Source organism: Streptomyces sp. SAJ15 (assembly GCF_007595705.1).
GTDB lineage: Bacteria > Actinomycetota > Actinomycetes > Streptomycetales > Streptomycetaceae > Streptomyces.
This window is the reverse complement of the sequence record NZ_NISY01000004.1, coordinates 550,316-568,261: the sequence shown is the minus strand read 5'-3', so window position 1 is coordinate 568,261 and position 17,946 is coordinate 550,316. Positions and strand designations below refer to the sequence as shown.

General features: G+C 70.0%; 14 protein-coding genes and 3 tRNA genes. 5 read left to right on the top strand and 12 right to left on the bottom strand.

What is annotated here, in order from left to right; genetic code table 11:
• The 3 genes from CD790_RS15070 to CD790_RS15060 form a co-directional block, all read right to left on the bottom strand.
• The gene (locus tag CD790_RS15070) at window positions 1-1,335 is read right to left on the bottom strand and encodes a hypothetical protein (protein WP_144383703.1); all 1,335 of its coding nucleotides are present in this window, start codon (window positions 1,333-1,335) and stop codon (window positions 1-3) included.
• Between the two features lie 130 nt (window positions 1,336-1,465).
• The gene (locus tag CD790_RS15065; protein WP_144383702.1) at window positions 1,466-1,867 is read right to left on the bottom strand and encodes a DUF488 family protein; all 402 of its coding nucleotides are present in this window, start codon (window positions 1,865-1,867) and stop codon (window positions 1,466-1,468) included.
• Window positions 1,868-2,141: 274 nt separating this feature from the next.
• Window positions 2,142-3,284, bottom strand: coding sequence for a ParB/RepB/Spo0J family partition protein (locus CD790_RS15060; protein WP_055550291.1), 1,143 nt, complete (start codon window positions 3,282-3,284; stop codon window positions 2,142-2,144).
• An 832-nt stretch (window positions 3,285-4,116) separates the two neighbouring features.
• Between CD790_RS15060 and CD790_RS15055 the strand changes: the two genes are divergently transcribed.
• Together CD790_RS15055 and CD790_RS15050 are read left to right on the top strand one after the other, a co-directional pair.
• Complete coding sequence (locus tag CD790_RS15055) at window positions 4,117-4,659, top strand: hypothetical protein (protein ID WP_144383701.1); 543 nt, start codon at window positions 4,117-4,119, stop codon at window positions 4,657-4,659.
• A gap of 5 nt (window positions 4,660-4,664) precedes the next feature.
• The gene (locus CD790_RS15050; protein WP_144383700.1) at window positions 4,665-5,432 is read left to right on the top strand and encodes a hypothetical protein; all 768 of its coding nucleotides are present in this window, start codon (window positions 4,665-4,667) and stop codon (window positions 5,430-5,432) included.
• On the opposite strand, the gene CD790_RS15045 is transcribed toward CD790_RS15050, so the two are convergent.
• Window positions 5,429-6,403, bottom strand: coding sequence for a recombinase family protein (locus tag CD790_RS15045; RefSeq protein ID WP_055550285.1), 975 nt, complete (start codon window positions 6,401-6,403; stop codon window positions 5,429-5,431). The two genes, CD790_RS15050 and CD790_RS15045, sit on opposite strands and share 4 nt — an antisense overlap.
• Window positions 6,404-6,510: 107 nt before the next feature.
• Window positions 6,511-6,771, bottom strand: a complete 261-nt coding sequence (locus tag CD790_RS15040) for a DNA-binding protein (protein ID WP_234334774.1) — start codon at window positions 6,769-6,771, stop codon at window positions 6,511-6,513.
• 163 nt (window positions 6,772-6,934) lie between these two features.
• Between CD790_RS15040 and CD790_RS15035 the strand changes: the two genes are divergently transcribed.
• A complete protein-coding gene (locus tag CD790_RS15035; RefSeq protein WP_144383699.1) occupies window positions 6,935-8,824 on the top strand; it encodes a site-specific integrase in 1,890 nt (629 codons plus the stop codon).
• A 148-nt stretch (window positions 8,825-8,972) separates the two neighbouring features.
• Here the strand turns inward: CD790_RS15035 and CD790_RS15030 are convergent.
• From CD790_RS15030 to CD790_RS15020, 3 genes are all read right to left on the bottom strand, one after another.
• Window positions 8,973-9,049: transfer RNA gene (locus CD790_RS15030), tRNA-Ile, on the bottom strand.
• A 280-nt stretch (window positions 9,050-9,329) separates the two neighbouring features.
• Window positions 9,330-9,402 (bottom strand) — tRNA-Asn (locus tag CD790_RS15025).
• A gap of 5 nt (window positions 9,403-9,407) precedes the next feature.
• Window positions 9,408-9,480 (bottom strand) — tRNA-Asn (locus CD790_RS15020).
• A 198-nt stretch (window positions 9,481-9,678) separates the two neighbouring features.
• Between CD790_RS15020 and CD790_RS15015 the strand changes: the two genes are divergently transcribed.
• Window positions 9,679-9,978 carry a YtxH domain-containing protein gene (locus tag CD790_RS15015; RefSeq protein ID WP_144383698.1) on the top strand — a complete coding sequence of 100 codons (300 nt, stop codon included), beginning with the start codon at window positions 9,679-9,681 and terminating at the stop codon, window positions 9,976-9,978.
• Between the two features lie 56 nt (window positions 9,979-10,034).
• On the top strand, window positions 10,035-11,477 hold the full coding sequence (locus CD790_RS15010) for an FGGY family carbohydrate kinase (RefSeq protein ID WP_144383697.1): 1,443 nt from the start codon (window positions 10,035-10,037) through the stop codon (window positions 11,475-11,477).
• Between the two features lie 32 nt (window positions 11,478-11,509).
• Here the strand turns inward: CD790_RS15010 and CD790_RS15005 are convergent, their stop codons facing one another.
• The 4 genes from CD790_RS15005 to CD790_RS14990 form a co-directional block, all read right to left on the bottom strand.
• The gene (locus CD790_RS15005; RefSeq protein WP_144383696.1) at window positions 11,510-12,790 is read right to left on the bottom strand and encodes an RNA polymerase sigma factor; all 1,281 of its coding nucleotides are present in this window, start codon (window positions 12,788-12,790) and stop codon (window positions 11,510-11,512) included.
• Between the two features lie 392 nt (window positions 12,791-13,182).
• Window positions 13,183-15,087, bottom strand: coding sequence for a DNA primase (dnaG, locus tag CD790_RS15000; RefSeq protein ID WP_144383695.1), 1,905 nt, complete (start codon window positions 15,085-15,087; stop codon window positions 13,183-13,185).
• Window positions 15,088-15,156: 69 nt separating this feature from the next.
• Entirely contained in the window at window positions 15,157-16,422 is a 1,266-nt protein-coding gene (locus CD790_RS14995; protein ID WP_144383694.1) for an NAD(P)/FAD-dependent oxidoreductase, read from the bottom strand.
• Window positions 16,423-16,622: 200 nt separating this feature from the next.
• A complete protein-coding gene (locus CD790_RS14990) occupies window positions 16,623-17,930 on the bottom strand; it encodes a deoxyguanosinetriphosphate triphosphohydrolase (protein WP_144383807.1) in 1,308 nt (435 codons plus the stop codon).
• Window positions 17,931-17,946 lie beyond the last annotated feature (16 nt).

Here is a 17,946-nt window from a genome sequence, read left to right as displayed (position 1 = left end):
TCAGACTCCCGTCTTCGTCGTCGGGGCACCCCACCGCTTCGCCCACATCTGAAGGGCCTCGGCCAGCGTGTGCTGGCCCATGGCCCCCTGGTACTGGAGCTGGAACTTCCAGCCGTCCTCGTTCGATGGGCTGCGCTTGTGCAGCCGCAGCAGCCCGCGGTACTTCATCGACACCGGGTTGTTGCTGAACGCCGTCGTCGCCACCCGCCGGATCCGCCGCGAGAACGCCCGCTGACACAGCAACTGCGCCTCGGCGCTGGTGGCCGCGAGCACGATCAGCTTCGACAGCCGCGGGTAGTCGGTCGGCGCGACCGCGAAGTCCGAGAGCACGTACGCCTCGTCCGGCGTGAACGTGCTCGGCACCATCGCGAACACGCCCAGGAGCCGTCCGTCGCCGTCCTTCACCGCGACGGCCAGGTTCGCCGCCCCCGGCGCGATCTTCGGGTTGAGGTACCGGGAGCGCAGCGCGTTGAACTGGCCGGGCTTCAGCAACGACAGCCGCAGCGGACCGACCAGTTCGTCACCCTCGCGCAGGCGGGGGACCTTCACCGGCTCGATGGGCTGGCGTGGGGCGACGATCCTCGTCCGGGCCTGACTGGCGTACACGTAGAAGGGAGCGGCGCGCGGTGTCGCCTTGATCACGCCGCGCAGGTAGGGGTGCAGCTCGGGCACGTCGTGATTGGAGGCCGTCAGCCAGTACGGCCGGTCCGTGATCGCGCCGAGCACGCTGACCACGTCGTCGTCGGACAGCGGCTCGTACTCGGGCGCGTCCCAGGTGAAGTGGGTTTCCAGCGGCTCGTACAGCTTCTCGTAGCCGCCGCCGTAGAAGGGAGGGAAGGAGCACACCGGGGCGTCGCGGGGAACCTTCTGGAGCCAGGAGCGCACGTCCTCCACCTCGTACGAGGCGAGTTCGATGTCCGAGCCGGACAGCCGCTCGACCGTCTCCGCGTGCTTGGCCTTCCACTGCTCCCGGTAGGAACGGACGACCCGTTCGTGCCATAGCCCCTCGCGGCCGACGCTGGCGAGGAACCGCGTGCCGAGCATGAGCGTGGCGACAGTGCCGACGCCGTCGTCCAAGGAGTCCGCGAGCCAGCGGAGTTCGTCTCGACTCTCCTCGCGGAGCTGGATGCCGACCGGTTGCCGGGTGAGCCACCGGCCGACCGCGCTGGTGTAGATGGACACGTCGGAGGAGTGCAGGGCGAAGCCCATGCCGGCCACACTGCGCTCGATGGTGAAGTTGCCGCAGCACGGGACGTACACCGGGCCGGTCGGCCAGCCGCTGGCGGTCTCGCGCACGATGGAGCGCATGGGGCCCGGGATGGTGCCCTGGAACATCTCTCGCCTCCCGACGAACGACAGCGCCCGGCCTCGGGGTGCCGGGCCGGGCGCTGCGCTGGAACCTTACACAAGGAGCAGGCAGCTCCTTGGAATCATGTCACCTATCTTTAGAGCGCGCTTCCGACGCTCAGATCAAGGTGCCCTGCTGATCCATCGGGGACAGCTCCCGCACCTCGTCTCCCGTGACGCCCTTCCACCAGGCGGCGAACACGCGGCGGTGGCACCACAGACCCGGCTTGGCCAGGTCCTCGAAGCAGAGCAGCACCAGTCGGTGATCACCCTCGGCCTGCGTGATCTGCCGCAGCCGCGCGGCGATCCGGTCGGGCCCGAGCTGGTCGAGGTCGGCCCGGTAGGCCGCCGTGAACTCGGGCTCAGGCTGGGAGAGGTAGTCCCGACGCGGCGCAAGCTCCCGCACCGAGTGGGTGAGGGAGTAGGGGAGTTTGAAGCGGGGAGCGCCCAGGGTGATGCGTACCGGCACCCCTTGCGGGCGTTGAAACGCCTGGAACCGGTTGGTGAACAGAGTGAGCACGTAGCCATTCCTTTCATGGTGCTCAGATGCCGGGGTGCGTCGGCGTCGCCGCCGGCGGCCCCGGTGACCGATGATGCCGCCCGCTCGGATCTTGGGGGTCTGAGCGGCACCGGGCGCGTAGGGAGAGTCCCCCCGCGCGCCCGGCTCGGGCAGAAACGGGTTGCAATTTGGACAGGGACTCAAGTGGAAAGAGGCGCGGCCGGAATTCCGGCCGCGCCCACTCACCCAAACCCACAGGAGAACAGGGGCGCGGCCGCCGCCGCGCCCCTCCGGTCTACTTTCCTGCCGCTTCCGCCTTCTTGGTGGGCGTCCGGCGCGCCGGGGCCTTCGCGCCCGCGGCCGTGCGCGCCGCGGGCTTCGGGCCGGGCTTGGCCGCCGCCTTCTTCGCTGTGGACTGCGGCTCGTCCGCCGCCTTCGCCTCCGGCTTCTCGGCCTTCGCCTCGGGCTTGGCCGCCACCTCGGCCTTCTTCGCAGCCGTGGCCTCCTGCTGGACCTCAACGGCCGCCTTGTTGAACTCCTCGGCCATGGCCCGCTGGATGCCCTGCGCCTTGCTCAGCAGGTTCCGCACCATCTGCACCTTGGCGTACAGGCGGCCGACGACCCGCAGGTGGCGGGCGAGGTCGTCACCGAGGATGACGGCCAGGTCCTCCGGCTTCTTCTCCGCCAACTCTTCCAGCAGCGGGATCAGGACCTCCTCCGCCTTGCCGAGTCCGTCCTTCGCCTTGGCCTTGGCCTTCTTCTGCTTCTCCTGCTCCTCGGCCGTCGGCGCCTTCTCGTTGGTGAGGGAGGTCTGCTGCTCCATCATCTTGAGGCCGTTGGCGAAGTGCTGCGCCTCGGCCTCGCTGTCGAAGTCGCCGCGCACGTACCGCATGGCGGCCACCATCTGGTTCGCCGGGTTGAGCTGGGCGATGTGCCAGGCGAGGTTGTTCTTTATCTGCCCCTGGTCGACCATCTCGGCCACCTCGGGGCGCAGGGTGAGCAGGCCCAGCCGCCAAGTGATGTGCGTCTCCGTCTTGCCGAACTGCTTGGCGATCTTCGCCGGGGTCCATCCGGCAGCCTTGAGGTCGGCGTACGCACCAGCCTCCTCCATGATGGTCATGTCCGCCCGGTTGACGTTCTCAGCGATGCTGAGGACGTACGCCTCCTCCTCGGTGGCACCCTCGACGACCTTCGCCGGGATGACCTCCAGGCCGGCCGCCTGGCAGGACCGCCAGCGCCGCTCGCCCGCGATCAGCATGTAAGGGACCTTGGCGCCCTCGACCGGCCGGACGACGACCGGCTGGAGGAGGCCGTTCTCCCTGATGCTGTTGGTCAGCTCATCCTGCGCCTCCTCCGAGAAGAACTTCCTCGGCTGCTCCGGGTTGGGAGCAATCTCGCTGACCTTGATGTTGATGAACTCGACCTTGTTGTCAGCCATTTCCCCGCGCCTTTCGTGAATTCCGTTTGGGTTTTCCCCTTTGTTCTTACGCTTATATCTTAATGGCGAATACCGCCAAAGCAAGTTCAGAACTCTTTTATTTCAGAGGAATTCTAAAAGGGAATTCACTGCATTTCTGAATTCCCTTTTCTGGCTGCGGACATGAGAGAGCCCGCCACGACCAAGCGGTCACGGCGGGCTGACTCCCGTCACGCACCCCGACGGCCGCACCGGACGGCCGACTCCTCGCCGGGCGGGGCGCGGGGGGGTCGGCCGCCCGGCGAGGAGTAGGGAAGGACGCCGCTCGCGCGACGCTGCCGTACGGGCTCCTGCGGCTGCTGTACCCGCCCGGCACGTCAAAACGTACAGCAGCATCTCAAAAATGTCACCTATCTGGGCGCTGGTCACCCTGTGACTCAACAGCACCCATCCTCTTGCAGGCCGTCGTCTGGCTCCCGGCCGCGCATACCAGCCTGCCACTCCAGCAGCTTTCGGGCCTCCTGGCGGGTCGAGACGCCCGTCCCACCTCGAAGCAAACACGGGGGCTGCTTGGCCAGTTCAGCGATCCGCCGCTCGTCGATTTCGGACATGCGATTCCTCCCGTGAACGGCAAGCGCGCCGCCTTCGCCCGCCCAGATGCGACTTCCTCGACAGCCCACCAAGAGGCAGGCAACGGAGCGCGTGACGCCCGCAGTTCGCCCGCCGGCTCCCCCGGGGAAACTGTCCAACAAACCCTATAACCCCTCCGAGCTGCGAGGTATCGTAGAGGCAGGGACGATTGTTACCGGCCAGTCACCTGCGGCAGCATACGGCACGGCCAGAGAAGGCGGACATGACAGACACCACTGACCGGCGTCAACTCATGAGCCTGGCCTCAAAGTTGCTCGCCCTGCTGCGACTACGCCGCGATCCGGACGGGTTCACGCCCAGCGCCAGGGACGTCTCAGATGCAACGACCCCCGTGGGACAGCGCAAGCCCCTGCTGTCGCACGGCACCGTCAACAGCCTGATGAACGGCACCAGTAGCAACCCCAGATCGTCTACACTCATCGCGCTTGCACAGGCACTCGACGCCCCGGCCGCGTTCCTGCTCCCAGGACCGGAGTGGGACGACCTCGCAGCCCTGTCCGTGTACCAGGAGCGCCCAGAAGCCCGCGAAGTCCTGCGTTTAATGCAGGGTCTTGAGGTGCAGGACATTCTTGAAATCAGTTCGAAGCTCCGGGAGATCCGTGGTCGCAGGGGACTACCCGAAGAGGTCCCCACGATCCCCCCACCTCCCCCCGGCGTCGACCAGCCCCGTGAGGGCCGGCCGCGCCGCCTGCTGAGCCTGCACGAAGCCGCTGAGAGGGCAGCGGATGATCTGGAAGGACGTTGAACCTCTTGGACGGCCTCATCTACGGCGTCTGTGCCCTTGTCACAGCCGTAAGCGCGGCGATACGCCTGCACTACACCCGTAAGCGTCGCAATCAAGCGGTCTATCAAATCGCCCATAGGGCCCGAATGTCGGCGTTCGCAGCCTGCTTCATCGGCTCACTCCTGGCGATCCCCACAGTCGCCGAAGCCATTGACCGACTCATGGACCTCAACGAGGTCTCCTCCCTCGCCTCGGACCTCGCCGCAGTGATCTTCTGGGCATGCCTCCAAGTCATGATCGTGGACTGGACGCACTCAAGAAGCCACGTGCAGGCGGGAGTCGCGGTGCGCATCATCGCCGTGTGCTGTGTTGTCGCGGCGATGATCTGGGAGTTCCACATGGCCGACACCGCGCACACTGAGCTGTCCGCGACCTACGCGCGTAGATCCGACGTCTGGCTGTACCTGCTCACCTACCTCGGCTTCACAGCCGTGGCCGGGCTGGAAATCGGCGCCTTTTCTACCGGGCTGGCCATTGCGGCCTGGCAGCAACGACGCGCAGCCGCAACCGGACTGTCCATCGCTGCAGCCGGGGGCATCTTCGGCGTAGCCCATGCGCTCAGCCGTAGCGCGTACATCATCGCTGACCGGACCGGGCACGCGTGGCCGCTGTCTGTCGAAAACGCCGTCAGCCCCGCCTTGGCGGGGCTCTCCATCATCTGTGTGGCCACCGGTCTCGCGCTGGCCACCATCGGCTACAACATCAGCCCCAAAGGCGCCGGCAGCGCAGTTTAGGCGGACAACTCCTCAGCCTCCGCGCCCCACTGCCGCCAATGCAGTGCCACCCGGTCCGCGTCCACCGTGCGAGAGCCTCTGGACGCGGCCGGGTACACAGCCACCTTCTCCAGCATGAGAACCAAGACACCCTTCTTCGCCCTCATCGGCGCGTGCTTCCACCAGCGCACGAGGTCAGGGATGTCACCCACCGGCACATGCTTGACCTGCTCCAGGAGACGAGCCTTCGTCTCGCTCTCGCGGATCAGCTGCGTGAGTTCCTTGTCGGCTGCCCTGAACGCCTTGAGCGACATGTCCGGCGAACGCCCGTAGTCCACGCCCAGCTTCTTCTGCCGACGGCGCGCGGCTGCCGCCTCCTTACGCAAGAGGGCAGCCTGGGCCAGCAGTTCATCTCGCGCCTGACCAATCAGCGCGCTGACGTCCGGCTTGGCCAACTCTGCCAGCACGTGCTCAGCAACGTACGTCTCCAACAGGTCAGCATTGATGCGGACCTTGCCGCACCCGCCCGGATGCTGAGCTGTGCTGGGCGCACACCGGTAACCGCGGCTGCCGCGGTTCGAGGGAGAGGAGCCCAGCGAGGTCGTGCACAGCCCGCAGGTACCCATCAGACCCGGAATCAGGTACTCGCGCTGTGGCGCCCGCTGCTTGTCGGGGTCGTGGACGGGGCGCATGGCGCGGATGGCCTCGAAGTCCTCCCGAGGGATGATCGCGGGGCCGCCCGTTTCGACGAGGTTGCGGTTCTCGTCTTCCTCCAGGCCGGCAATGGCCGGGTGATCGAGCACGTTTGCCAGGACGTCTGGCTTCCACAGGCCACCGCGCGTCGTGCGGTACCCCTCGGCGTTCATCCACTCCGTGATGGCGGGATAGGGCTGCTTGAGCAACCGCCGCGAGGCGGCAGCACGAATGCCCTCCGCCTCGCTCTCGCGCACCCGCCGGTACGCCATGTCTTCAAAGCCGTACAGCCTCGGCATCTCCTCGCCCCTCCTACCGACCCCCTTTAGTGAACTAGTTTACCGAAGATAGGTCACATTGTTGGAAACCCAACAAACACCCCAAGATCACGCGCCGCCTCCGTCGATCACGTACTCACCCCCGCGTCCCGGCGCTGCTCGATGCCGAGGACCTTCCACAGCTCCACCGTTGGTACCCGGACTGTGCCGCCTAGCGGGAGCGTCCGAACAGGGAACTTCCCATTGCGGATCAGCTCGTACGCCTTGTCTCGGCCGATTCCCAGAGCACGCCCGGCAGTTGTCACGTTGACCGTGGCCGGAAGAGCCAGCAGCTCCTCCAGACCCATCGCTCCGGCCGAAGCCTGTCCGCCCGCTTCCTGAGCAGTCATCTCGTTGGTCGCAATCTCCCCCGCGCCAACTTGTCAGCAACTTTACAACGCTGTCCGACAGCCCCAGCAAGATCGAGAGAGATCACGCCAGACACGTACGGACACGTACGCACACGAACGGCTGGCTGTGATCCAAGCGACAGTCAACAGGGAGCAGTGTCGGATGTTCGAGCCGAGCTACTACAGGCGGTGCCAGTGCAAGGGACCACTCAAGGACAAGAAGGGCAACCCCGTCCTCGACGCCGACGGCAACCCCAAGGTCGGCTCCATCGGCACGACGTGCCCCAAGCTAGGCAAGGGGCACGGCACCTGGAACTTCTACTTCGAGCTCGAACCAGCCGAGGGCGGCACCCGCCAGCGGGTACGCCGCGGCGGCTTCGCCAAGTTGGAAGACGCCAAGAAGAAGGCCAGGGAGATCTACGACGCCGCCATGGCCGGCGGCGACGTGCTGTCCGATGAGAAGTGCGGCGACTTCTTCCTCCGGTGGATCAAGGCGAAGAAGTCCCTGGCCCGTACGACCCGCCACGGCTACGAGGAGCACATCAACAACTACCTCCTCCCACACCTCGGACACATCAAGTGTCGTGACCTCAAGGTTCGGCACCTCGACAAGATGTACGACGCGATCGAGAAAGAGAACGCCCAGCGGATCCTCCACCGGCTGCATGTCGACGAGCTCCAGAAGAAGCGCGACGCCGCGCACCGGGCCTGGGTGAAGACGGCGGGCTATGCCAAGAAGGAGGAGCGCCGCGCCGCGCGCCGGGCCTTTCTCGACGCCAACGCAGAGCTGCGCGAGGGAAAGAAGGGGCTGCGGAAGGTCACCTCCGCAGCCACCATGCACCGCATCAACGACACCCTCAGCTCGGCGCTGTCCTGGGGCATCAAGCGCGAACAGCTCTTCCAGAGGAACTGGGCTCAGCTCGTGGAGCTGCCGCCAGTCACTCGACCCAAGCCGCTCGTCTGGACTCCCGAGCGCATCGAGCACTGGAAGCGCACCGGCGAGAAGCCCGGCCCGGTCATGGTCTGGACACCGGAGCTGACCGGCCAATTCCTCGACTTCGTCAAGGACGATTGGCTCTACGAGCTGTGGCACAGCTTCATCTTCCTCGGCCCCCGCCGCGGCGAGATGGCCGCCCTACCCTGGACGGAGGTCAGCCTCGATGCCCTGTGGCTACGGATCTCCCAGCAGATCGTCGAGGTGGCGTACGAGCTCTACGGAGAAGCGCCAAAGGCCGACAGCGTTCGCACCCTGTCCCTGAGCCTGGAGTCTGCGGACAACCTCGCCGCCTTTCGCGCGAAGCAGGAGAAGCAGCGCCAGGAGTGGGGAGACGCCTACATCGAGAGCGGCCGGGTGTGGACGCACGAGAACGGCGAGGCGCTGCACCCCGACTGGATATCCCGACGCTTCACCCGCCTGGTCGAGCTGTCCGGCCTGCCGCCGGTCCGCCTCCACGACCTGCGCCACCTCGCCGCCACCCTGTCCCTGCTCGCCGGGCACGACATCAAGGTCGTCCAAGAGAAGCTGGGGCACTCCTCGCGCCAGATCACCTCCGACACGTACACCAGCGTGCTGCCCGAGATGCTGCGGGCCGAGGCAGAGTCGGTCATGGCCGTCGTCCCCCGCGACGTCCCCTTCCAGGTGCGCACCCCGCTGACGATCCCCGAGGCAGCTTGGCAGAACGACATCGCCGTCTTCTTCGCGCACGGCGCCAGGCAGTCAGGCGACACCTGGGCCGTCGGAGCGCAGACCCAACCGGACTCCGACCTCCTCGGCATGATCACCCTGACCGGCCGGGGTCAGGACGACGCCGCCAACGGAGCGGTGAAGTGGGTACGTGATCACTGCTCCGCGAGCGACCTGGAGCTGGTGCGCGTGGAGAACTTCAACGACCGCTACCTCGAGGAGCAGCGAGCCGACTTCTCGCTCACGCGCTTCACGGTCGCCCGCTCCGAGTCCCCGACCGTCGAGGCATGGGCCCTACCGACCGGCTTGCCTCCGGCGGCGTCCCGCCACGGTCTCCGGGCTCCGAAAGGGCGCCGGAAGGCGGCGTGAGGGCGCTTCTGTCCACTGAATCGCCCCCGCGTCCACTGTGTGTCCACTGGATCTTGGTCTGAACGGATGAACGGGGGGCACCACCTTGGAGTGGTGCCCCCCGTTCTTACGTTTCCGCAGGTAGAAACGGTTCTCCCCGCGTAGTGGGTGGTGGGGCGGGTGGGACTCGAACCCACGGCCGACGGATTATGAGTCCGCTGCTCTAACCGGCTGAGCTACCGCCCCGTAGCGGCGTGTCGCGCACATCTGTGCGCGCCGTCTGCCGCAGCATAGCCGCTCATACGATCTGTTGCCCCGGGGGGCCGCCGTAAGCGGCACTGCCAACCTAGAGGACTGCGATCACCGACGTTCGGTTCCCGGTGGGTCGGGAAATTTCCCGAGGCCGAAATCCGGGCCTGAAACCGGCCGCGTTCCGGGCCGGCACCGGTCGGAAACCGTCCTGGTAGTCCTCCCCCGTGCGGGCCGGAACATGAAAAAGGACCCCCGAAGGGGTCCTCTTCCGCTGCTCCCCCGACTGGACTCGAACCAGTAACCCTCCGGTTAACAGCCGAATGCTCTGCCAATTGAGCTACAGGGGACCGAGCTCCCCCGACTGGACTCGAACCAGTAACCTGCCGGTTAACAGCCGGCTGCTCTGCCAATTGAGCTACAGGGGATTGCTCCGTGTGCCTCGATCACGCCCCCACCCGGTCCAGCCGGACGGCGCGCGCTCGCTGCGAGACATACATTAGCGCAAGCAGGGGGGTGCTCCGCCAATCGGTATCCCCGAGGTGGCCTGCGCGTGTCCGACGGGTGATCTCCGGCGGCCGAGGGTAGGCGGGTACGGGGCCAGGTCCAACGGGAAGGGCAGTGGGATGCGCTACCGGCTGACGTTCATCACCGGAGTGGCCGTCGGGTACGTGCTCGGCACGCGCGCCGGCCGCGAGCGGTACGAGCAGCTGCGCAAAGCCGCGCAGCGGGTCGCCCGGAATCCGGCGGTGCGCAACACCGCCGAGGCCACCGCGCTCAGCGGGCGCAAGGCCGCCTCCAAGGCGTTCGACACGGTGAGCTCCAGGGTCGGGGACCGGCTCCCGGACTCCATGGCGAGCCGGGTCCGCTCGCTGCGCGAGGACCGGGCGCCGGAGGACGACGACTGGGGCACCAGCAACACCTGACGCCCCACGCCGATACCGGACGCCCGCAGTGCGGCGATAGGGCATCATCTGGGGCTATGGGGATAGTCGCCGGTCTGGACAGCTCGTCGGAGAGCACGCGCATCGTCGTCTGCGACACGGACACGGGTGCCGTACTCAAGCAGGGGTACGCGCCGCACCCGGCCGGCGGCAGCGATGTGGACCCGCAGGTGTGGCTGCTCTCCCTCGGGGAGGCCGCCGAGGGCGGTCTGCTGGAGGGCGTGCAGGCCATCGGCGTCTCCGCGCAGCAGCAAGGGCTGCTGGCGCTGGACGCCGGCGGGGTGCTGGTGCGCCCCGCGATGGCCGGCAACGACAAGCGGGCGCAGGCCGCCGCGGCCGACCTGATCGACGCGCTCGGCGGGCGCTCCGCCTGGGCGCAGGCCGTCGGCCTGGTGCCGCACTCCGGCCTGGCCGTGGCGAAGCTGCGCTGGCTGGCCCGCTCCGAGCCGGAGTCGGCGCGCCGGGTGGCCGAGCTGCTCCAGCCGCACGACTGGCTGGTGTGGCAGCTGCTGGGCCGCCCGGTGCGGCGCACCACCGACCGCGGCGCCGCCTCCGGCACCGGCTTCTGGTCGGCGGCGACCGGCGGCTACCGCCCCGACCTGGTGGAGCTGGCCCTGGGCCACCGGGTGCGGCTTCCCGACGTCATCGGCCCCTGCGAGCCCGCCGGCCACACCCCCGAGGGGCTGCTGATCTCCGCCGGCACCGGCGAGACGATGGCGGCGGCCTTCGGGTTGGGCGTCGGCATCGGCGACGCGGTGATCTCCCTCGGCGCCTCCGGCTCCGTCTTCGCCGTCCACCACGAGGCGCTCGCGGACCCCACCGGCACCATCACCTCGTACGCGGACGCCACCGGCATGCACCTTCCGGTGGTGCACACCCTCAACGCGGTGCGGGCGCTGCGTGGCACCGCGGAGCTGCTCGGCTGCGACCTGGAGGGCCTCTCCGAGCTCGCCCTCACCTCCTCCCCCGGCTCCTACGGTCTGGTCCTCCTCCCCTATCTGGAGGGCGAGCGCACCCCGCACCTCCCGCACACCGCCGGCACGCTGGCCGGCCTGCGGCGCGAGAGCATGAAGCGGGAGCACCTGGCGCGGGCCGCCTTCGAGGGCATGCTGTGCGGGCTCGCGGACGCGCTGGACGTGCTGCGCGGGCGTGGGGTGGAGGTGCGCCGCGTCTTCCTCCTCGGCCCGGCCGCCGACCTCCCCGCCGTCCGGGCGATCGCCCCCGCCCTCTTCGGCGCGCAGGTCGTCGTCCCCCAGCCGGCCGACTACGCCGCCCTGGGAGCCGCCCGCCAGGCCGCCTGGGCCCTCGGCGTCCACCACGGCACCCTCTCCCCGCGCCAGCCGCCGATGTGGCCCGCGGCGGCCAGCCAGGTCTTCGAGCCGGGCGAGGAGCTCGCCGTCGGCCAGGCCGTCCGCCAGCAGTACGTCGCCGTCCGCGAACAGACCCACCCGGGTGCCTTCGACCCGGCGCGCACGCTCTAGGACGGCGGACCACCACCGCCCCCGCCGGGCGGTCAGTCCAGATATCCGCGCAACTGGTCCGCGAAGGCGTGCTCGCGCAGCTTGTTGAGGGTCTTCGACTCGATCTGGCGGATCCGCTCGCGCGTGACGCCGAAGATGCGGCCGATCTCCTCCAGGGTGCGGGCGCGGCCGTCGGCCAGGCCGTAGCGGAGCTGGACGACCTTGCGTTCGCGCTCGCCGAGCGTGGAGAGGACGGCCTCCAGGTGCTCCCTGAGCAGCAGGAAGGCCGCGGACTCGACCGGGGAGGCGGCGTCGCCGTCCTCGATCAGGTCGCCGAGGGCGACATCGTCCTCCTCGCCGACGGGGGCGTGCAGCGAGACCGGCTCCTGAGCCAGCCGCAGCACCTCGCTGACCCGCTCGGGGGGAAGGTCGAGGTGGGCGGCGACCTCCTCGGGCGGGGGCTCGTAGCCGCGCTCCTGGAGCATCCGGCGCTGCACCCGCACCACGCGGTTGATCAGCTCGACGACGTGCACCGGGACCCGGATCGTCCGGGCCTGGTCGGCCAGCGCGCGCGACATGGCCTGGCGGATCCACCAGGTGGCGTAGGTGGAGAACTTGTACCCGCGGGCGTAGTCGAACTTCTCCACGGCCCGTATCAGGCCGAGGTTGCCCTCCTGGACCAGATCCAGCATGGTCAGCCCGCGGCCGACGTAGCGCTTGGCGACGGAGACGACCAGCCGCAGGTTGGCCTCGATCAGACGGCGCTTGGCCATCCGGCCCAGCACCACGAGCTTGTCGAGATCGAGCGCGAGCTGGCTGTCCAGGTCCGGGGTGCTGCCCAGCTTCTCCTCGGCGAACAGCCCGGCCTCCACCCGGCGCGCCAGCTCCACCTCCTCGGCCGCGGAGAGCAGCGGGATGCGGCCGATCTCGCGCAGGTACTGGCGGAAGAGGTCCGAGGAGGGGCCGCTGGTGTCCGCCCGTACGGCGGCGGGCTCGGGGGCCTCGGGCGGGGGCGGAGACTCGCCCAGATCCGCCTCGGGATGGAGCGGGGGCATGCCCTGCGACGGCACGACGGGGTCCGCGGGGCCACCGCCGGTGGCGAGGGCCGCGACATGGGCGGGGATCTCGGTGGTGACGTCCGTCGTCGTCACGTCGGTGAGGGTCTGGGTCTGCACGAGGGCGACCTCCAGGGTGATCGCGCTTGAGACGGCAGGGCGATCGGGCGCGGCTGCGGCGGCCGCGCCGCCATCCGTCCCGTACATCGTGAGCGGATCTGCGGGGGCTTCCGGTCCTTCCCGACCGCCGACACCGCCGCGTTCCGAAGACTCAGGCACCGCTCCCCAGTGTGGAGTACGACACATGCCCGCCACGAGGGGCGTGCGAGCACTTTTTGCCGAGCGGGCGGTGACCGACCGATTACGGACGTACTCGAAGGCGCCCGGTCGCCGAAAGCCCGCGGCCACCGAAAGGAACAGCGCCGCCCCTTCGCGGCTGCGGACGCGGTCCCGCCCCGTACGCACCGGCGAGTGAGCCGAAGGGCGCGCGGCTGCCGAAAGGGAGAGCGCGCGGAGGCCGCGAGGAACGAGTGGTCGAGCACGGTCGACCGTCGGCAGTCGCTTACAGCGCCCGGAGGCGAACCGAGCCCTGGAAAAAGGGGCGCACGGTCGACCGTCGGCAGTCGCTCAGGGCGCCCGGAGGCGAACCGAGCCCTCAGAAAAGAGACCGCTCAGAGCGCGGCCGCGCCTCGCTCGCGGAGTGACTGGCCGTACTGCTGGAGGACCCACAGCTCGTTCTGCACGGCTGCCAGGTGCGCGGGGTCGCCGTGCTGGCCGAGGCGCTGGAGGGTGCCGCGGACCTCGGCGACCCGTTGGTTGACGGCGGCGAGGCGCACGGCGACCAGTTGCACGCCGGCGTACGCCTCGTCGGGGTCGCGGCGGGTGTGCGGCGGTTCGACGGCGAGCTCGGTGACCATGGACCGCACGGTGTCGTCCGGGGCGGCGTCGCGGACCCGGGCGAGGTAGTCGGCGTCGGCCGTCGCGGCGCCGCCGGCGTCCTCGATGGCACGGCGCACCGCGGCGTACGGCGGTGCGGTGAACTCGTCGATGCCGTACGCGTCGAAGGCCGGGGAGACCAGCTCGGGGCGCTGGAGGGCGAGCTTGAGCAGCTCCCGCTCGACCCGGTGGGCGGGGCTGCGCAGATTGAGCGCCGGGCCACGGGGGACGGGCGGCGCGGGGGCCTGCGCGGCGGGGGCGGCGCGGTGGTTCGCCCGGCCGGACTGGGGGCCGGGCGCCCCGCCGCGCTCGCGCGCCCAGCGGGCCAGCTGGGCGACGCGCTGCACCACGAACTGGGTGTCGAGGATGCCGACCATTCCGGCCAACGTCACCGCGTACTCATGCTGGATGGCCCGGTTCTTGATGTTGGCGACGATCGGCGCGGCCTCGTCCAGCGCGGCGGCCCGGCCCTCGGCCGTGTCCAGGTTGTGTCGGCCGACGAGCTGGCGGATGGCGAAGGCGAAGAGCGGGGTGCGGCTGTCGACCAGGGCGGTCACGGCCTCGTCCCCCTGCGCCAGGCGCAGCTCGCAGGGGTCCATGCCGCCGGGCGTGATCGCGATGGAGGTCTCGGCGGCGAACTTCTGGTCGTCCTCGAAGGCGCGCAGCGCGGCCTTCTGGCCGGCCGCGTCGCCGTCGAAGGTGAAGACGACCTCCGCGCCGGAGTTGTCCATCAGCAGCCGGCGGAGGATCTTGATGTGGTCGCCGCCGAAGGCGGTGCCGCAGGTCGCGATGGCGGTGGTGACGCCGGCCAGGTGGCAGGCCATGACGTCGGTATAGCCCTCGACCACGACCGCCCGGCTGGTCTTGGCGATCTCCTTCTTGGCGAGGTCGATGCCGTACAGGACGTGCGACTTCTTGTAGATCGGCGTCTCGGGGGTGTTCAGGTACTTGGGGCCGTTGTCGTCCTCGCGCAGCTTGCGGGCGCCGAAGCCGACCACCTCGCCGGTGATGTCCCGGATCGGCCACATCAGCCGGCCGCGGAAGCGGTCGATGGGGCCGCGGCGGCCGTCCTGGGCCAGCCCGGAGACGATCAGCTCCTTGTCGGTGAAGCCGCGGCCGCGCAGGAAGCGGACCAGGTGGTCCCAGCCGGCCGGGCTGTAGCCGACGCCGAAGTGTTCGGCCGCGGCCTGGTCGAAGCCGCGCTGGGCGAGGAAGACCCGGCCGATCTCGGCCTCGGCGCCGCCGAGCTGCTCGGCGTAGAACTGGGCGGCGGCCTTGTGCGCCTCGACGAACCGGGTGCGCTCGCCCTGCTGGCGTCCGGGGGTGGCGCTGCCCTGCTCGTAGCGGAGCGTGATGCCGGCCTGGGCGGCGAGCCGCTCGATGGTCTCGGTGAACGACAGGTGGTCGATCTTCATGACGAAGTCGACGGTGTCCCCGCCCTCCGTGCAGCCGAAGCAGTAGAAGAGCCCCTTGCTGGGGCTGACCTGGAAGGACGGGGACTTCTCGTCGTGGAAGGGGCACAGGCCCTTCAGATTCCCACCGCCGGCGTTGCGGAGCTGGAGGTACTCGGACACGACGGCGTCGATCGGGATCGCTTCCCGTACGGCCCTCACGTCGTCATCGTTGATCCTGCCTGCCACGGGTGAATTCTACGGTGGGGCGGTGACAGCCGGGCCCCACGCCGGGAGATGACGCCACGGCGCCCGTCGCTACCCCTCGACCAGGGACTCCAGCGGGGTCTGCGGGTCGGCGAGCGCCGTCGGGTCCAGCCGGGCGCCGGAGCGGATGAGCCGCTGGATGGAGTCGGTGACGTCCCACACGTTCACGTTCATTCCGGCCAGCAGCCGGCCCTCGCGCAGCCAGAAGGCGATGAACTCCCGCTTGCCGACGTCTCCGCGGCACACCACCTGGTCGTAGGAGCCGGGCGGCGCGTAGCCGGAGTACTCCATGCCGACGTCGTACTGGTCGGAGAAGAAGTACGGCACACGGTCGTAGGAGACCTCCTGGCCGAGCATGGCGCGGGCGGCGGCGGGGCCGCCGTTGAGGGCGTTGGCCCAGTGCTCGACGCGCAGCCGCACGTCCAGCAGCGGGTGGTCGGCGGCGGCCACGTCGCCGGCGGCGAAGATGTCGGGGTCGGAGGTGCGCAGCGAGGCGTCGACGGCGATGCCTCCGCCGCGCGCCCGGTCCACCACCTGAAGGCCCGCGGCCTCGGCGAGGGCGGTGCGCGGCGCCGCGCCGATGGCGGCGAGGACGGCGTGGGCGGGGTGCTCCTCGCCGTCGTCGGTCTGGGCCGCCAGCACCATGCCGTCCTGGCCGACGATCTCGGTGAGTCGGGCGCCGAAGTGAAAGCGGACGCCGTGCTCGCGGTGCAGGTCGGCGAAGAGGGTGCCGAGCTCGGGGCCGAGGACCGGGTGGAGCGGGGTGGGCTCGGGCTCGACGATGGTGACCTCGGCGCCGTAGCCGCGGGCGGCGGCCGCGACCTCCAGGCCGATCCAGCCGGCTCCGGCGATCACCAGCTGGCCGTTGTCCCGGCCGAGGGCGGTCAGCACCCCGCGCAGCCGCTCGGCGTGGGCCAGCCGGCGCAGGTGGTGGACGCCGGCCAGGCCGGTGCCGGGGATGTCGAGCCGGCGCGGCTCGGCGCCGGTGGCCAGCAGCAGCCGGTCGTAGGGGACGCGGGTGCCGTCGCCGAGGATGACGGCCCTGGTGGCGCGGTCGAGGCGGACGGCGGGCTGGCCGAGGTGCAGCTCGATGTCGGCCTGCGCGTACCAGGCGGGCTCGTGGACGAAGACGCTGTCGCGGTCGTCCTTGCCGGTCAGGAAGCCCTTGGACAGCGGCGGTCGCTCATAGGGGTGGTCGCGCTCGTCGGAGATCAGTATCACCCGGCCGGTGAAGCCCTCCTCGCGGAGGGTCTCCGCGGCCTTGGCCCCGGCCAGGCCCCCACCGACGATGACGAATGTCTGGTCTGCGTCGACCACTTGCTGCCTCCTCGCCGCCACGCAGGACGTCTGCTTGTCGCTACCTACTGGTCGCTTTTTCGCCTAGGTGAGCGTCCCGCACCGAGCCGGATGCGGGAAGGGGCAGTACGCCGGACGGTCCAGCGATCACGCCTCCCACCAGCCCTCTCGGCCGACTCTCCGGGGGCTTTTCACGGACTTCCGTGGGGTGCGGCCCGCGGTCACGGTCGGTGCCGCACCAGTCGGGCGTGGAGGGAGCGGGCGGAGGCGTCGGTGAGGGCGGCGATCTGGTCCACGACGGCACGCAGCCGCGCCGTCTCGTCGCCCGCGGCCTCGGCCTGGTTGAAGATCGCGCGGAACTGCGGGTCGAGCCCGTCCGGGGCGCGGGCGATGAGCGCCTCGCCCAGCTCCGCGATGATCACCCGCTGCTCGGCGCGGAGCAGCTCCTGGTCCTCGCGCTGCATCACATAGCGATCGGCCACGGCCTTGAGCACCGCGCACTCCAGCCGGGTGGCGCGCGGCACCACCAGCTCCGCGCGGTAGCGGGTCAGGCGGCCGGGGCCGTACGCCGCGCGGGTGGCGGTCTCGGCGGCCAGGCAGAACCGGCCGATGAGCTGGCTGGTGGCGTCCTTGAGCCGGGCCTGGGCGACCGCCGAGCCGTCGTAGCCGTGCGGCCACCACTCCTGGTCGAGCAGCCGGTCCAGCGCCTCGGCGAGCTCCTGCGGGTCGGCCCCGGGGGCGTACCGCGCGGCGGCGACGGCGAACACCTCGCGCCGCTCGGGGTCGGCCAGCAGGCAGGCCGGGTCGAGGTGGCCGGCGTGCAGCCCGTCCTCGACGTCGTGCACCGAGTAGGCGACGTCGTCGGACCAGTCCATGACCTGCGCCTCGAAGCAGGTGCGGTGGCCGGGGGCGCCCTCCCGGAACCAGGCGAAGACCGGCAGGTCGTCCTCGTAGACCCCGAACTTCCGGGAGGCGGGGTCGGTCGGATGTCCACCGCGCGGCCAGGGGTACTTGGTGGCGGCGTCCAGGGCGGCACGGGTGAGGTTGACGCCGACGCTGACCGGCTCGCCGCTCTCCGGGTCGGCGACGAACCGCTTGGGTTCGAGGCGGGCCAGCAGCCGCAGCGACTGGGCGTTCCCCTCGAAGCCGCCGCAGTCCGCGGCGACCTCGTCCAGCGCCTGCTCGCCGTTGTGCCCGAAGGGCGGGTGGCCGAGGTCGTGCGCGAGGCAGGCCACCTCCACCAGGTCCGGGTCGCAGCCGAGGGCGGCGCCCAGCTCCCGCCCCACCTGGGCGCACTCCAGCGAGTGCGTCAGCCGGGTGCGCGGCGAGGCGTCCCAGGAGTGGGCCGCCGAGCCCGGCGTGACCACCTGGGTCTTCCCGGCCAGCCGGCGCAGCGCCGCGGAGTGCAGCACGCGGGCGCGGTCACGCTGGAAGGCGGTGCGGCCGGGCCGCTTGTCGGGCTCCACGGCCCACCGCTCGATGTCTGACGCCTGGTAGCCCGGGACGTCGGGGGCGCCCATGGCACCCATGGCGTCCGTGGTGTCG

Coding starts and splice junctions, on each gene's coding strand:
- CD790_RS15040 (WP_234334774.1), bottom strand. CDS start 6,771: ATGACTGCTCAGGAAGCGGGCGGACAGGCTTCGGCCGGAGCGATGGGT.
- CD790_RS15045 (WP_055550285.1), bottom strand. CDS start 6,403: ATGCCGAGGCTGTACGGCTTTGAAGACATGGCGTACCGGCGGGTGCGC.
- CD790_RS14990 (WP_144383807.1), bottom strand. CDS start 17,930: ATGGGTGCCATGGGCGCCCCCGACGTCCCGGGCTACCAGGCGTCAGAC.
- CD790_RS15055 (WP_144383701.1), top strand. CDS start 4,117: ATGACAGACACCACTGACCGGCGTCAACTCATGAGCCTGGCCTCAAAG.
- CD790_RS15015 (WP_144383698.1), top strand. CDS start 9,679: ATGCGCTACCGGCTGACGTTCATCACCGGAGTGGCCGTCGGGTACGTG.
- CD790_RS15035 (WP_144383699.1), top strand. CDS start 6,935: ATGTTCGAGCCGAGCTACTACAGGCGGTGCCAGTGCAAGGGACCACTC.
- CD790_RS15010 (WP_144383697.1), top strand. CDS start 10,035: ATGGGGATAGTCGCCGGTCTGGACAGCTCGTCGGAGAGCACGCGCATC.
- CD790_RS15060 (WP_055550291.1), bottom strand. CDS start 3,284: ATGGCTGACAACAAGGTCGAGTTCATCAACATCAAGGTCAGCGAGATT.
- CD790_RS15070 (WP_144383703.1), bottom strand. CDS start 1,335: ATGTTCCAGGGCACCATCCCGGGCCCCATGCGCTCCATCGTGCGCGAG.